Origin of the sequence: Hymenobacter sp., assembly GCF_036387835.1 — a bacterium.
Lineage (GTDB): Bacteria > Bacteroidota > Bacteroidia > Cytophagales > Hymenobacteraceae > Hymenobacter.
Genome location: NZ_DASVSY010000056.1, coordinates 1 through 16,095 on the forward strand (window position 1 = coordinate 1; position 16,095 = coordinate 16,095).

A 16,095-nucleotide genomic window follows, 5' to 3' on the forward strand; every position below is an offset into this window, starting at 1 on the left:
TTCTATAGCCCTAACCTACTTGCTGAAGGAGCGCGGCGTCGACCTAATCGACTGCTCTACCGGTGGCAACGTGCCCAAGGCCGACATTCCTGTGGGGCAAGGCTACCAAGTGCCTTTTGCCACGCGCATCAAAGAAGAAACCGGCCTGCCCACCGGAGCTGTGGGCATGATTACCACGGCCGCTCAAGCCGAAGAAATCATTGCGAAAGGTCAAGCCGACCTTGTACTACTAGCCCGCGAATTGCTTCGTGACCCTTATTTTCCGCTGCACGCCGCTCATGAGCTAGGTGCTGATATGAAATGGCCCAACCAGTACGAGCGCGCTCAGCCCAGGAAGTAAGGTTGTGAATCGGCGGAGTGGTGCCACAATTTTTTCGGTCGTGGTACCACCATTGTTGCACGACAGCATGCGCACATCAGCAACAGCAGTTGTTCGAACTTACTGTTTTGAAGGCGTTCCGTTGAACCCATCAGCAACGAGAGTGAAACCACGAAGCCCTTCGGGCAATTCGTGGTTCCACCTGTTCCGCGCCATTGGCGACACCCACTAGCAAATTCATTATTTCACAACTTCACCTACTGCCAACGGCCGAACTTACCAGCCCGGTAGTCTTGGTAGGCCTGCTGAATTTCTGCTTCGGTGTTCATCACGAAAGGTCCGGCGGCAACAATAGGCTCTTGGAAAGGCAACGCGTGCCCGAGCAACAGCACAGCATCGCTTAGGCCTTCGATGTGCACCTTGTCGCCGTCGTAGTTGAACTCGGTGAGGTAGCGGGCTTCCGTTTCCTGGCCATTCACGCGGAATTTGCCCTGAATGGTGTAGAAGAAAACCGTGTGCTCGGCCGGGATGGATAGTTGCAGCTGACCGCCCGCCTGGAAGGTGATGGTAGCTAGCTGGATATCGGTAAGTGACTGATAACCACCTGCCGTACCGGCCCACTCACCCGATACGGCGTGGATTTGCACGCGGCCCTCATCAAGTATTACCGTCGGGATTTCGGGTTCCTGCAAGCCGGTGTACGCGGGAGCCGTCATCTTGTCTTTGGCTGGTAGGTTCACCCATAGCTGCAGAATCTCCAACGGTCCGCCGTTGCGCTTGAATTCCGGGGACGAGACTTCCGCGTGAATCAGGCCGCTACCGGCTGTCATCCACTGGATGCCGCCGGCTTCGATGATGCTTTGGTGCCCGCCGGTATCTTGGTGCATGATGTCGCCAGTCAAGATGAAGGTGACGGTTTCGAAGCCGCGGTGCGGGTGAGGACCGAAGGGTAGCCCCTGGTTGTTGGGCCGGTACACCTGCGGGCCGTGGTGGTTCAGAAACAAGAACGGGTCGAGGTGCTCGACGGAATGCGTCGGCAAAGCTCGGTAGGTTATTAGGTCGGCTATAGGAGAGCTAACGGCTTGGTGCTGCTGCTTGATGGTGCGCATAGAATTGGTACGCTAGGTGGGAGTTGGTAGCGAAGTTGTAGGCGAAATGGCAATCCACTACCTGTCCGTCCAGACGGTTACGCCGGGGCAGGGCAACACTCTTTCGCCTAGCACGATTTTGCTGCCGGCGGGCAGCGGCAGCGTGTAGGGTTTCGATGAGTAGTTGACGGCCACCCAAAATCCGTCGCGGTACTCCACGTTTACGCCGGCGGGGTAGTCGGCTGTCTTGATGCCGGCTTGCTGGTAGACGGAGCGCATGATGGTCTTTTCCAACTCGCCGCCGTCGGTATCGACGCCGATGTAAGTGACGGTGCCTTTGCCTTGCTTGACTTGCGTGACGGCAGCCTGACCGGCGTAGTACTGGTTGGTGTAGGTACCGAGGGTTTGGGTGCCGGCCAGGGGCTTGAGCACGTCGCCCCAATTGTTCCAGCGGTAGCTCTTGCCCGCGAAGCTCACTTGCCCGTCGGTGTCGGGCATCATCATATCGAAGAACCGGACTTCCGCCCCAATCAGCTTATAGATGGGGGCTGCCCAAGTGGCTTGCCACAGGTGGCCGTCTCGGTCTTTCTGGCCAGTGCGGCAGGTCAGGATTAGCTGGCCGCCGTTATTAGCGTAGGCTTGTAGCTTGGCAATCAGGGTTTCATCAACTAGCTGATAAGCAGGAACTACCAGCATCTTGTAGGCGCTCCAATCCATCTGCTCCGACACGAAATCGACGGGCGCACCGAAAGATTTGGCGGCCAGGAAGTACTTCATCTGGTGGCCGAACGGGTTCCACTGCGTGGTTTGCTTCTGGATGTCCTGGTCCCATAGGTTGTCCATGCTGGTCAGGATGGCGGTGCGCCGGGTAGTAACTTCGGCGGGCGGCGTGGCAGTGGGTTTGTACTGTTTGCGCAGCGCCTTCACTTCCGTGATATACTTGGCAAACTCCAGGCCGCCCGGCGTGGGCGTCACGCCGTCGGAGCCCACGATGCCGTAGTGGTACATCTCGGAGCCATAGAGCGGCTGGCGGAACCGGTAGGTGCAGTTGAGGGCCGTGCCCCCGGCGAAGGTGTGCCATAGCCACATGCGCACCGCGCCGGGCTCGGGTTGCGGGTTGATGCCGCCCCAATTCACTTGGCCCGGCTGCAATTCCATCACCCCAAACACGCCCTTATTAAGGGCGTGGTGATAGTCGTTGAGAAACGCCAGGCCCGACATCGAGCCCACCCGGAACCCTTTATCGCCGAGCATCTCGTCGGCGCCGTGTACGGGGTACTTGGTGTAGCAGGTGAAGTCCAGGTTTTTGGTGCGGGTAGGGTCGAAGCCGGGCGCGTTTTCCATGACCATGTAGTTGGTCATAATCCACTGATCCGGTGACAGATGCTTGCGTAGCGTGGCCGCCTGGAAGTCCAGAAAACCCGCCATCTGGTCGGCAACGAAGCGTTTGGAATCCAGCACGGCGTGGGGGCTCGGGCCGTAGAGCAGCCGCTGGTTCGGAATGTTGATTTGGCTGAAGTCACTGTATAGTATGCTCCAGAAGGCGGCGCCCCACGCCTTGTTGAGGGCCTCAATGGTGCCGTACTTTTTCTGGAGCCACTCCCGAAATTTCTGTTGGGCAGCCGGGCTGAAGTCGACGCCGCGGCCAGGCTCGTTGTCGAGCTGCCAGCCCATGATGCGCTTGTCTTTGCCGTAGCGCTTGCCGAGCTCGGTCACGATTTGCTCGGTGTACTTGCGGTAGACGTCGCTGGAGGTGGAGTAGTTGTTGCGCGAGCCGTGCTCGGCCGTCTGCCCGTCGCTGTTGCGCAGGAATATCTCGGGGTGTTTCTGCGTGAGCCAGACCGGAGGCGTCGGCGTCGGGGTGCACATAATCACGCGCATCTTGTTCTTGTCGGCCAGGTCCACCACCTTATCCAGCCACCGGAAATCATACTTGCCTTCCTTGGGCTCCATGAAGGCCCATGCAAATTCGCCCACGTGGATGTACTCGAACCCGAGGTCGGCTATTTTCTTGATGTCTCGGTCCCACTGGCTTTCGTCCCAATGCTCGGGGTAGTAGTACACGCCAATCTCGGTGAGTTTTTCTTTGGCGAAGAAGCGTTGGGGAGATTGAGTTGATTGCGCAAAACCGCGCACCGCACTGCAACAGAGCAGCACCAAGAGAAAAGCTTTTTTCATAGGAAGTAGGGTAGGAGGTTGGTTGCAAAGAAAGCGGGAATGTCGGGGCTATGGAAAGATGGTTATCTATTTCCGCTAAAGATTTGCATTGATCAGGCAATAGTGCCGCTCAGGCTTCGCGCATCGTGGCTGAGCGGCACTATCAGCTTAACACGTGCACGTTCATCCGAAAGATTAGCACTTGAAATAGCGTCTTGCCGCAACGTGCAGAGCATACTGTGTGTCCTTGCCGTTAAGGCAAGACAAACCCAAGGGTTATCTTGCTACCGATCTGCTCCTTCCACCGACTCAGCTATGATGCAAAACCCTTACTACTTGCGTGGCTTACAGGCCGCTATGGTCCTAACGTTGGCTGGCTGTACCACCAGCAAGACCTCAGCCCCTACGGCGGCTACTACGGCACCTGCTACCACCATAACAACGGCCACGGCGGCGGCTCCTTCCATCAAAGGCGTCGGCATCAACCCCGCTGACATCGACCCGTCCGTATCGCCCTGCGACGACTTCTACCAGTTCTCGGGCGGCAACTGGTTGAAGAGCAACCCTATCCCGGCCTACGCTTCCAGTTGGGGGCCGCGCAACCTGCTCGGCGACCGGACGCAAGCCATGCTGCGCCAGATTCTGGAAGAAGCCGCCGCTAACACCTCGGCTACCAAGGGCTCCAACCTGCAAAAAGTCGGCGACTTCTATGCTTCCGGCATGGATTCGGTGACGCTGGACAAGGCGGGCCTGACGTATTTGCAGCCCGAGCTGAAGCACATTGCCGCCATCAACGACCTGAAGAGCCTGCACGCCAGCCTGGCCCGCCAGCAGATGCTTGGTACCGGCGCCTTCTTCCGCGCCGGCGTCGGGCCCGACCGCAAGAACAGCACCGTGTACGCCGTCAACCTCAATCAGGGCGGCCTCGGCATGCCCGACCGGGACTACTACCTCAAGGACGATGCCCGCTCCACGGCCATCCGTACGGCCTACATCACCTACATGACCAATACCTTCCGTCTCATGGGTGACTCGGAGGCCACGGCCAAGCAGAAGGCAGCGGCCGTATTGGCGCTGGAAAAGAAGTTGGCTGAAGCCAGCAAAACCCGGGTAGAGCTGCGCGACCCACAGGCCAACTACAACAAGATGACTGTGGCCGACTTCCAGCGCCAGTACCCCAGCGTGGGCTTGCCGGTGTTGCTGACTGCCAACGGGTTAAGCGCTGCCAAGGAAGTAATAGTAGGCCAGCCAGCTTTCTTCCAAGAGCTAAGCAACGTGATGAAAGCCACGCCGCTAGCCGACGCCAAAACCTACCTGACCTGGCAGTTAGTTAGCTCGGTGCCCTCGGCGCTGCCCAAGGCGTATAGCGACGAAGCCTTCCGGTTTGCGCAGGTACAGAGTGGCACCAAGCAGCAGCCAGTACGTTGGAAGCGCATGCTAGCCGCCACCGACGCGACGCTCGGCGAGGCCTTCGGCCAGCTGTACGTAGACAAAGCCTTTCCGCCAGCCGCCAAGCAAAAGGCCCTGGAAATGGTAGCTAACATTCGGGCTTCCATGACCGAGCACATCCAAACCAACACCTGGATGAGCGACGCCACCAAAGCCGAAGCCCTGAAGAAGCTGAACGCCCTGCGCGTAAAAATCGGTTACCCCGACGTGTGGAAAGACTACTCGGCGCTGACTATTTCGCGCGAGTCGTACCTGAAAAACGTGCTGGCGGCGCGGCAGTGGAACTACACTCAGAACGTGAAGAAGTACGGCGGACCGATTGACCGCAACGAGTGGGGCATGACGCCGCCCACCATCAATGCCTATTACAGTCCGCCGATGAACGAAATCGTGTTTCCGGCCGGCTACCTGCAACCCCCGTTCTTCGACCCCAACGCCGACGATGCGGTAAACTACGGCGCCATCGGCGGCGTGATGGGCCACGAAATGACCCACGGCTTCGACGACCAAGGCCGCCAATACGACTCCCAAGGCAACCTGCGCGACTGGTGGACGCCCACCGACGCCACGGAGTTCACCAAGCGCGCCGCCGTGGTTGGCCGCCAGTACGACGCCTTCTCGCCCCTCGACTCGGTGCACGTCAACGGCAAGCTCACGATGGGCGAAAACCTGGCCGACTTCGCGGGCCTTACCATCGTGTACGGCGCGCTGCAAAAGCAGCTCCAGAAGCAGTACGGCGACAAGCCCCGCCCCGTCATCGACGGTTTCACGCCCGAGCAGCGCTTCTTCTTGAGTTGGGCCCAGCTGCGCCGCCAGAATATTCGGCCCGAAGCGCTGCGCCAGCAAATCCTCACCGACCCGCACTCGCCTGGCCAGTACCGCACCATCGGCCCGCTCATGAACATGCCGCAGTTCTACGAAGCCTTCGGCTGCAAAGAAGGCCAGAAGATGGTCCGCGCCGAAAGCGACCGAGCCAAGATTTGGTAGATGGTTTAGCCTGTAACCATTGGTTTAACAGCCACTTGCGCGGGATGCTGGCTGCCTAGGTAAGGAACCTAACACGCGTTAATTTTGATGTAGTGGAATCTTCTGGCTGGCAACCGCAACAGTAAGAAAGACCGCTCCATAGTGTCAGTAACAAATTCCCAACCCCTTTTTCACTCTATGATTTCGAACAGAAACTTACTCCTTACGCTCGGCACAGCCGCTGGCTTTGCACTAGCTGGCTGCGCTTCTTCCACTTCCACCACCGCCCCCGACCGCGCCGATGCTGCGCCGGCCTCCACTACCGCCACCACTGAAACTGCTGCCGCTGCACCCGCCGTACCTGGTGTTGGGCTGGACCTAGCCGGCCGGGACCTGTCGGTTTCCCCCTGCGACGACTTTTTCCATTATGCGGGCGGTACGTGGTTGAAGAACACGCCCATTCCGGCCGCTCAAACATCGTGGGGCTCATTCAACATTCTGCGCGACCAGAACAACGCCGCCCTGCGCAGCATTCTGCAGGAAGCCGCCGCCAACACGTCGGCCCCCAAAGGCTCGAACCTGCAAAAAGTCGGCGACTTCTACGCCTCTGCCATGGACTCGGCGGCCATTGAAAAGGCGGGCTTGAAATACTTGCAGCCTGAGCTGGCCCGCATTCAGGCCGTGAAAGATTTGAAAAGCTTGCAAAACGCCCTGGTACGTCAGCAAAAGCTGCAAACCCGCTCGGTGTTTGGCTTGGGCGTCAACCAAGACCGCAAGAAGAGCACCGAGTATGCGCTCTATATCTCGCAAGGTGGCATCAGCATGCCCGACCGGGACTACTACCTCAAGGATGACGCTCGCTCGAAAACCGTCCGTACGGCCTACATCACCTACCTGACCAACCTCTTGAAGCTGCTCGGCGACAACGAGGCCACGGCCAAGAAAGGGGCCGAAACGGTAGTGCGCCTGGAAACCCGCCTGGCGAAAGCCAGCAAAGAGCGGGTTGCCCTGCGCGACCCGTATGCCAACTACAACAAAATGACCGTGGCGCAGGCCAATACGCAATTTCCTAACCTCGGCCTCCCGGCCATGCTTCCGCAGTTGGGGTTGGCGTCGGCCAAGGAAGTAATTGTGGGTCAGCCGGCTTTTTTCCAGGAAGTTAACGCCGCGCTCAAGCAAGAGCCAATAGCCGACTGGAAAACCTACCTGCGCGCCCACCTTGTCAATTCAATGGCGTCAGCTCTGCCTAAGGCGTATGTTGATGAGGAATTCCGCTTCACGCAGGTGCTGAGCGGCGCCAAGCAGCAACAGCCCCGCTGGAAGCGCATGAACCTGGCTACTGATGCGGCGTTGGGCGAAGCCTTCGGCCAGCTGTACGTGGAAAAAGCCTTCACTCCCGAAACCAAGGCCAAAGCGCAGGAGATGGTGGGCAACATCAAGGAAGCCATGGGCGAGCATATCCAGCAGCTTTCCTGGATGAGCGAGGTGACCAAGAAGGAAGCCCTCAAAAAGCTGAATGCGTTCAGCGTCAAAATTGGCTATCCCGATAAGTGGAAAGACTATTCGGCGCTCAACATCACGCGCGAATCGTACCTGAAAAACGTAATTGCCGCCCGCGAATGGGAAACTAACGACCGAATAAGCCGTTACGGCAAGCCCATCGACCGGTCGGTGTGGGGCATGACGCCGCCCACGGTGAATGCCTACTACAACTCGTCGCTCAATGAAATCGTGTTTCCGGCTGGCATCATGCAGCCGCCCTTCTTCGACCCCAAGGCCGACGACGCGGTGAACTACGGCGGCATGGGCGCCGTCATCGGCCACGAAATCACCCACGGCTTCGACGACCAGGGCCGGCAGTCGGACGCCGAAGGCAACCTGCGCGACTGGTGGACCAAGGAAGACGCCACGGAGTTCACCAAGCGCGCTGATATGGTTGGTGCGCAATACTCCGCCTTCCAACCGCTTGATTCAGTGTTTGTAAACGGCAAGCTAACCATGGGCGAGAACCTGGCCGACTTCGGTGGCTTGGCCTTGGCCTACTCGGCCCTGCAAAAGCAACTGGCCAAGCAATACGGCAACGGCCCCCGTCCCAACTACGACGGCCTGAAGCCGGAGCAGCGCTTCTTCTTGGGTTGGGCCCAAGTATGGCGCACCAACGCCCGCCCCGAGGCCCTGCGCCAGCAAGTGCTAACCGATCCGCACTCTCCCTCGCAGTACCGCACCAACGGCCCGCTCATGAACATGCCGGAGTTCTACGAAGCCTTCGGCTGCAAGGAAGACGCCAAAATGGTACGCGCCGAGAATGTGCGAGCCAAGATTTGGTAGTGGATAATTGCTGATTGCTAAATTGTTAAAAGGCGGCCTGCATTACGCAGGCCGCCTTTTTAAGTAATGGAACCGTCATGCTGAGCGAAGCCGGAGGCGGAGGCGGAGTCGAAGCATCTCGCTAGTGTGGTAAAATCAGCTACTCTGTTAGTGTCAGCACATAAGATGCCTCGACTGCTCAACACGATATTACCATTTCAACATCAGCGCGCGAGATGCTTCGACTCCGCCTCCGGCTTCGCTCAGCATGACCGTTTCACGACTCACTATTCATAGAAAGTAACTCCACGCACTGCCGGGCAATTTCCAGTTCCTCGTTGGTCGGTACCACCAGCACCTTCACCTTTGAATCCGCCGAGTTAATTTCCCGAATTCCTTTCACGCGTAGCGCGTTCTTTTCTTCGTCGAGCTGCACGCCCAAGTAGTCCATGTTCTGGCAGACCAGCTTGCGCACCAGGGCGTCATTTTCGCCGACGCCGGCCGTGAAGATAATGGCGTCGAGGCCGTTGAGGGCGGCGGCGTAGGCGCCTATGTATTTCTTGATGCGGTAGGCGTAGAGGTTGTAGGCGAGTTGGGCGTTAGCGTCGCCGGCTTCTATGGCGGCGGTGATGTCGCGCATGTCGCTGAGGCCGGTGAGGGCCAGCATGCCGCTTTGCTTGTTGAGAAGCGTGCTGACTTGGTCGGGCGTATAGCCTAGTTGGTTGATGAGGTGAAACACCACCGACGGGTCGATGTCGCCGGAGCGGGTGCCCATCACCAAGCCACTCAGCGGCCCAAAGCCCATGCTCGTATCCACCGATTTATCCCCGCGCACGGCCGCAATGCTGCAGCCGTTGCCGAGGTGCACACTCACCAGCCGGGCATTGGGGTTGTCGAGGTACTGCGCCGCCAACTCGGTTACGTACTTGTGGCTGGTGCCGTGAAACCCGTACACCCGGATGCCCTGCTCGGAATACAGCTCCGTCGGGATGGCGTAGCGGTAGGCTTCTTCGGGCATGGTCTGGTGGAAGGCTGTATCGAACACGGCTACTTGCTTGGCCTGCGGGAAGGTCTTTTCGGCCACTTCTATGCCCCGGTAGTTGGCCGGGTTGTGCAGCGGGGCCAGCGGAAACAGCCGCTTGATAGCCTCTTTCACCACCGGAATAATCAGTGCCGTGTCCGCGAATTCCTCGCCGCCGTGCACCACCCGATGCCCTACCGCTTCCACTTCGGCCGGGTCCTGTAGCACGCCGAGCTGCGGATCAGCTAGTAGGCGGGCTACTTCGCGCAGGCCAGCCTCGTGGTCGGGTAGCTCCACGCTCAGCACCGTGGTCGTTTCCTGTTCGCCGGCTAGCAGCTTGTGCGTCACCACCGCGTTGTCGAGCCCGATGCGCTCTACCAGGCCACTGCAAGCCGGCGTTTCCGAAGGCCACCGAAAGAACTGATACTTAATAGAGCTGCTGCCGGAATTGAGGACGAGTAAGTTCATGGATGTTGTGTTAGGCCCCTGAGCTTCCTTTAAGGAGTAAAGTAGCTAACGAAGCGCGCTTACCCACGTTGCACATGATGGGTGCAGTTGATGCAGACGGTTAACCGAATAGCACAGCTAGCTTACAGATGGTTACTTTACGCTATTCCTGCATTCAGTGCCCTACAGGTCAGCAGTTGCTTGCGGCGCTAGTGCAACTGCCAGGCAACCCGGAAGTTGCAGTCGGATCGACAGCGAAAATGAAGCAGATGAATAGCAATAGTTGACTTTGCCAATAAATAAAAGGTATTTATCACGGCTAAGTGGAAAAGCCGTTGCCTTTGCAATTGAACCAGCATTTAGACTATTACCCTATTTTCAAAATCAGCAAACAAGAATAATGAAACAGAAAATCCTATTTGTCGTGTGCCTACTGTTCGGATTGATGTTCATCAACTCCGGGTTGAACAAGTTCCTCAATTACATGCCCACGCCAACAGATCTGCCCGAGAAGATGCAGAAGGTTATGGCCGCTTTTATGGAAATAGGATGGCTGATGCCGCTTGTAGGGGCAGTTGAAATTATTGGCGGTATCCTCTTCATTATCCCAAAATTCCGGGCCCTCGGGGCTATCATCATTTTCCCGATTGTGATAGGAATTCTGCTGACCCACATCACAGTAGTACCTTCGGGGCTACCTATTGCGCTGGTGCTATTGGCCATCAATCTGTGGGTGCTTTTTGAAAACCGCCAGAAATATCTGCCGATGGTAAGAGCCAGCTTGTAGCAATTTCTACGACGCGTATAGATGGGCTGTACCACAGTAGTCTATATTTATAACCAAAACCGGGCTTAGTATCAATTACTTACTACGCAGCCGCACGTCCTTAACCCACTCTCTATGAAAATGCGCTTCACTTACTTGTCTGGTATTTGCTTGCTGATTTCAACGTTCACCTTTGCGCAAAAAGGGAAAACCTATGAAGTAAAGTCGCAGGATGGAAATATTGCCCTGAAGGTGGAAGCAGGCAGCAAGCTGCTATGGTCGGTGCAACACAAAGGCCAACCGCTACTTACCCCGTCGGCTATTTCGCTGCAACTTACCAAGGGGGTGCTTGGCGACGATGCCGTTGTTCGGTCGGCAACCACCAAAAAAGTCAATACCACCATCAAGGCTATCAATTACAAGAAAGCCGTTATCAGTGACCAATACAACGAGCTTACGCTAACCTGTAAAGGAGACTACGGGGTCGTTTTCCGGGTGTATAATGATGCCGTGGCGTATCGTTTCTTCACCAAAAAGAAGGGCGAGCTACTCGTGAAAAACGAAGAGGCGAACTTCAATTTTCCCGCCGACCAGAAAGCCTTCATTCCGATTCAGTGGGATTACCGGGGCGGTCAGAATTTCAACTCTTCGTTTGAAGCGCTTTACCACGAAATCACCCTCTCGCAGTTTCCCAAGGATTCCCTCGCCATCCTGCCGCTGCTGGTAGAGGCCGGTGAAAACAAGAAAGTGGTGATTCTGGAGGCCGACCTGGAAAACTATCCGGGGATGTACCTCAACTACCAGCCCGACGGCAAAGGGCTCAAGGGCGTATATGCCCCGTACCCATTGGAGGTGCAAAACGGCGGCTACAACACCATCAACCTCATTCCCACCAAACGAGCCGACTACATTGCCAAAACCACTGGCGCCCGCACGTTTCCCTGGCGGGCCATTGCCATCAGTGAGCAAGACAAAGAGCTGCTAAACAACGACATCGTGCAGAAGCTGGCCGCTCCGAGCCGCATAGCCGATGCCAGCTGGATCGAACCCGGACAGGTAGCGTGGGACTGGTGGAATAGCCGCGACATCACGCACGTCGATTTCAAGGTGGGGCTGAACACCGATACCTATAAATACTTCATTGATTTCGCGGCCGCCAACAAAGTAAAATACATTGTAATTGACGGGGGCTGGACGCCGCAGCTCGATCTTTTTCAGGTAAGACCCGAACTGGATCTGCAGCAGGTAATCGATTATGGCAAGCAGAAAAACGTCGGTGTTATTCTGTGGGCTTCGTGGAACGCCGTGGTGCACCAGATGGACAAGGCCTTTCCGCATTACGCCAAAATGGGCGCCAAAGGCTTCAAGATTGATTTCATTGACCGCGACGATCAACTGGCCGTAGCCTCCCTCTATGAAATTGCCGCTAAGGCCGCCGAGAGCAAGCTGCTCGTCGATTATCACGGCTCGTTCAAGCCTACTGGCCTGCACCGCACCTACCCCAACGTAATGGGCTACGAAGGGGTGAAAGGAATGGAGAACTACAAGTGGGCCGACGAAGACCAGCCCCGCTACGCCGTCACGATTCCGTATATCCGAATGATGGCGGGCCCCATGGATTACACGCCGGGCGCCATGCGCAACGTCAACCAGTTGAATTACCGCGCCATCGGGAGCCAGCCCATGAGCAAGGGCACCCGCTGCCAGCAGTTGGCCATGTACGTGGTGTACGAAGCTCCGCTGCAAATGCTCTCCGATAGCCCCACCGCATACATGAAGGAAAAGGAGTGCACCGACTTCATCGTGAAGGTGCCGGTAACGTTCGATGAAACCGTGCCGCTCGATGGCAAAGTCGGCGAGTACGTAGCCCTGGCCCGCCGCAAAGCCGACACCTGGTACGTAGGCGCCATGAGCAACTGGACGCCCCGCGACCTTACCCTCGATTTTTCGTTTCTGCCGCCTGGAAATTACCAGGCTGAAGTGTTCCGTGATGGCCTAAACGCTGATCGGAATGGCACGGACTACAAGAAAGAAGTGATGCAGGTTTCTGCAGGCCAAAAGCTTACGGTGCACCTTGCCCCCGGCGGCGGTTGGGCCGCCCGGATAGAGAAAGCGAAATAATGGCAGGCGAAGCTGTTCGGGACGGTCGTAAGACCGTCCCGAACAGCTTCGCTACAAAAGCTTGCGTCATGAAAATGGAAAGAAGAGCCTTCTTACAATCCTCGCTGGCGCTGGCGGCTTTGCCCCTCACCGGGTTGCACTCGGCAGTGGTAGCGGCTGATGCTACGGCGGCTTCCGAGAACCGGTTTAGAATAAGCTTAAACGCCTACTCTTTCAACGCACCGCTGCTGAGCGGGAAAACAACACTACCCGCGGTACTGGATTTTTGTGCTGCGCAAGGGTTCGACGCCGTCGACTTAACCGGCTATTACTTTCCTGGCTATCCGGCCACCCCACCCGATGAGTATGTGTATCAACTGAAAAGAAAAGCTCGCCGATTGGGCTTAGGCATCAGCGGCACTGGCATCCGCAACGAGTTAGGCCAAACAGATGCTACCGCCAGAGCTGGCGAAATAGCCTTGGTAAAACGATGGATTGAAGTAGCTGCGAAGCTCAGCGCCCCGGTACTTCGCATCTATACCGGCAAAGCGCAACCCGAAAAAACAGTGTGGTCGGCCACCGCCGACCGAATGATAGAAGACATTAAAACGTGCGTGGCTTACGGCAAGGCGCGCGGCGTTATGGTCGCAATTCAAAACCACAATGATTTCATCAAAACCGCCGACCAAGCCCTTGACTTCATGAAAAGGGTTGATGATGAATGGTTTGGGCTGGTGCTGGACACGGGTAATTTCGTCACCAATGAAGCGTACGGGGAAATAGCCAAAGCCTCGCTCTACGCGGTGAACTGGCAGGTAAAAGAGAAAATCGATTATCCTGGTAAGAGCGAGAACATGGACTTGCTGAAATTATTCCGCATCATCAAAGCCTCGCCGTATCGGGGCTACCTGCCCATTGAAACCCTGAGCCCCGGCGACCCATTCGCTATTATTCCACCGTTTTTCAAGCAAGTAAAAGACGCCATGGCCCGGGCAATGAAAAGCTAGCAGCGCTTATTGTCCACCAACAGCGCCGTAGCTTTGCTTTGTATCTCCTTGTTGATTAACCGTCTACCAAAACTGCTCTATGAAATTCCGGGCCTTGCTGTTGCTTCCTGTTGCGCTTACGGTGTTGCTTGGCTTTGCCCCCGGCAAAGAAGTTATTCCGCAGATAGGTGTAGTCGCACCCATCGAGCAGGACAGTATACTCTATGCCGCCGGGTTTCGGATGCTAGGGGAGACGGTGAGCCGCATGGTTTCACCGTCCTTATCGGAGGAGCAGTTCAAGCAAAACTTGGCCCGGATAAAAAAGGCGAAGTGCAAAGTATTTCTCTGCAACGTTTTCTTTCCTGGCAAACTAAAAATTGCCGGACCCAACGTGGATAATGCCAGAGTGGTGGCGTATGCCGACAGTGTTTTCTCGAGAGCCCAACAAGCCGGTATTCCCTTTATCGTTTTAGGCAGCGGTGGGGCCCGCCGAATTCCGGAGGGCTACAATGTACAGAAAGCCCAAGCCGATTTCGTGGTCCTGTGCCGCCAAATGGCGGTTGCGGCCCAAAAGCACGGAATCATGATTGCCATTGAAAGCCTGGAAGCGACCGAAACAAATTTCCTGATTACGCTAAAGTCGGCGGCCGATGTGGTACGCGCGGTTAACCATCCTAACTTCAAACTCAACGCGGATATTTTTCACATGATGCGCGAGGGCGAATCACCGCAAAGCATTGTTGACGCGAAAGACTTATTGGTTTACTGCGAAATAGCCGAAAAAGAAAAACGCTCTTACCCGGGTGTTCGAGGCGACGATTTCAAGCCCTATCTACGAGCTCTAAGAAAGGCCAACTACCAAGGCTACATTTTCATTGAAGGCAATACAAGCAACCCAAGCGCCGATACCCCGCTCACCTTCGCTTATCTGACCAAGCAATTAAAAGAAGTATACGCAGAGAAATAAGTGTTTTCCTCTTAGAAAACCACCGGTCAAACCACCGCTGATTTTACGTGCAAGGAAATGCGGAACCGCCCGCTATTATTCCTGCGCCTGAATAGCCGTAATAATTACCGTGTTGAAAACGTCTTCCACGGTGCAGCCGCGGCTTAGGTCGTTTACGGGCTTGTTGAGGCCTTGCAAGACCGGGCCAATAGCTAATGCGCCGGTTTCACGTTGCACGGCTTTGTAGGTGTTGTTGCCGGTGTTGAGGTCGGGGAAGATAAGCACGCTGGCCTGACCCGCCACCTCCGAGCCGGGCAGCTTCTGGCGGCCCACCATGGGGTCGACGGCGGCATCGTACTGAATGGGACCTTCCACGAGCAGGTCGGGGCGGCGCTGCTTAACGAGCTGCGTAGCCTGCCGAACCTTCTCAACATCAGCCCCCTCGCCCGAAGTACCCGACGAGTACGAGAGCATAGCAATGCGCGGCGCAATGCCAAACCGCTCACTGCTTTCGGCCGAGGAAATAGCAATTTCAGCTAGCTGCTCGGCCGTCGGGTTGGGGTTTACGGCGCAGTCGCCGAACACGGCCACCCGGTCGGGCAAACACATAAAGAACACCGACGACACCACCGATACGCCCGGCTTGGTTTTAATGAACTGCAAGGCCGGCCGGATGGTGTGCTGCGTGGTGTGCACTGCCCCCGACACCATGCCGTCGGCGTGACCCTTGTACACCATCATGCTCCCGAAATACGACACGTCGCGCATGAAGTCGCGGGCCATGTCGTAGTTCACGTTCTTGGTTTTGCGCAGTTCATAGAGTGTCGTTACGTAGTCGTCGTAGTGTTCGGCGTGGGCCGGGTCGATGAGCTGCACGCGGCTTAGGTCCAGGTTCAGGCCGAGGCGCTTGACGGAGGCTGTAATGGCCGTGGGGTCGCCGAGGATGGTGAGGTCCACCACATCCTCGTTGAGTAGGCGGGCCGCCGCGCGCAGAATTCGGTCGTCGTTGCCTTCGGGTAGTACGATATGCTTACGCTGGCTTTTGGCCCATTGCAGCAGCCGGTACTGAAACATGTGCGGCGTAATGCCCTCTGGCTCAAAGGTTACAATTCGTTCCTGTAGCGCCGCTACGTCCACGTACCGGTTGAAAGTGTCGATGGCCAGCCGGATTTTCTTGGGGTTGTCGGCCGTGATGCGCGACTGAATGGCGCCGATAGTGGTAGTAGTGAGGAAGGTGCCGGTTTGCACGGTCAGAATGGGCACCACCGTCTGTAGGCCTTCTATGAGCCGCAGAATTGGTGCTTCAGGCTCCAGCCCGCCGGTGAGCACCAGCCCGGCCACCCGCGGGTAGTTGGCGGACGCATTGGCTTGCAGCGCAATCAGCAAAATATCGGCTCGGTCGCCAGGCGTTACAATCAGGACGTTCTCGGCAATGCGGGTCAGGAAGTTGGGCACCTGCATGGCCCCGGTAATGAAGTGGTCGACTTGGTTAGTTAGCTGCGCTTCCCCAAACAAGAGCTTGCCCCCCAACTGCTCCTGAATC

At 56.8% G+C, this 16,095-nt stretch carries 11 protein-coding genes; 7 read left to right on the plus strand and 4 right to left on the minus strand.

What is annotated here, in order from left to right; all coding sequences use genetic code 11:
* Nucleotides 1-340: oxidoreductase (locus tag VF639_RS11070; RefSeq protein ID WP_473964820.1), on the plus strand; the 340-nt coding region annotated here is incomplete at its 5' end.
* Nucleotides 341-576: 236 nt separating this feature from the next.
* Here VF639_RS11070 and VF639_RS11075 read toward each other — a convergent pair.
* Together VF639_RS11075 and VF639_RS11080 are read right to left on the minus strand one after the other, a co-directional pair.
* Nucleotides 577-1,428, minus strand: a complete 852-nt coding sequence (locus tag VF639_RS11075) for a pirin family protein (protein ID WP_331145967.1) — start codon at nt 1,426-1,428, stop codon at nt 577-579.
* Nucleotides 1,429-1,485: 57 nt separating this feature from the next.
* On the minus strand, nt 1,486-3,585 hold the full coding sequence (locus VF639_RS11080) for a beta-galactosidase (RefSeq protein WP_331145968.1): 2,100 nt from the start codon (nt 3,583-3,585) through the stop codon (nt 1,486-1,488).
* Nucleotides 3,586-3,879: 294 nt separating this feature from the next.
* Here VF639_RS11080 and VF639_RS11085 point away from each other — a divergent pair, with 294 nt between their 5' ends.
* Nucleotides 3,880-6,000 (plus strand): M13 family metallopeptidase, encoded by a 2,121-nt coding sequence (locus VF639_RS11085; protein WP_331145969.1) that lies wholly within the window; start codon nt 3,880-3,882, stop codon nt 5,998-6,000.
* A gap of 177 nt (nt 6,001-6,177) precedes the next feature.
* Nucleotides 6,178-8,307, plus strand: a complete 2,130-nt coding sequence (locus VF639_RS11090) for a M13 family metallopeptidase (protein ID WP_331145970.1) — start codon at nt 6,178-6,180, stop codon at nt 8,305-8,307.
* A 256-nt stretch (nt 8,308-8,563) separates the two neighbouring features.
* On the opposite strand, the gene VF639_RS11095 is transcribed toward VF639_RS11090, so the two are convergent.
* Entirely contained in the window at nt 8,564-9,775 is a 1,212-nt protein-coding gene (locus VF639_RS11095) for an acetate/propionate family kinase (RefSeq protein WP_331145971.1), read from the minus strand.
* Between the two features lie 379 nt (nt 9,776-10,154).
* Here VF639_RS11095 and VF639_RS11100 point away from each other — a divergent pair, with 379 nt between their 5' ends.
* From VF639_RS11100 to VF639_RS11115, 4 genes are all read left to right on the plus strand, one after another.
* The gene (locus tag VF639_RS11100; protein WP_331145972.1) at nt 10,155-10,541 is read left to right on the plus strand and encodes a DoxX family membrane protein; all 387 of its coding nucleotides are present in this window, start codon (nt 10,155-10,157) and stop codon (nt 10,539-10,541) included.
* A 114-nt stretch (nt 10,542-10,655) separates the two neighbouring features.
* A complete protein-coding gene (locus tag VF639_RS11105) occupies nt 10,656-12,641 on the plus strand; it encodes a glycoside hydrolase family 97 protein (RefSeq protein WP_331145973.1) in 1,986 nt (661 codons plus the stop codon).
* Between the two features lie 74 nt (nt 12,642-12,715).
* Complete coding sequence (locus VF639_RS11110) at nt 12,716-13,627, plus strand: sugar phosphate isomerase/epimerase family protein (RefSeq protein WP_331145974.1); 912 nt, start codon at nt 12,716-12,718, stop codon at nt 13,625-13,627.
* A gap of 79 nt (nt 13,628-13,706) precedes the next feature.
* Complete coding sequence (locus VF639_RS11115; protein WP_331145975.1) at nt 13,707-14,573, plus strand: sugar phosphate isomerase/epimerase family protein; 867 nt, start codon at nt 13,707-13,709, stop codon at nt 14,571-14,573.
* A gap of 75 nt (nt 14,574-14,648) precedes the next feature.
* Here the strand turns inward: VF639_RS11115 and pta are convergent.
* Nucleotides 14,649-16,095: phosphate acetyltransferase (gene pta / locus VF639_RS11120; RefSeq protein ID WP_331145976.1), on the minus strand; the 1,447-nt coding region annotated here is incomplete at its 5' end.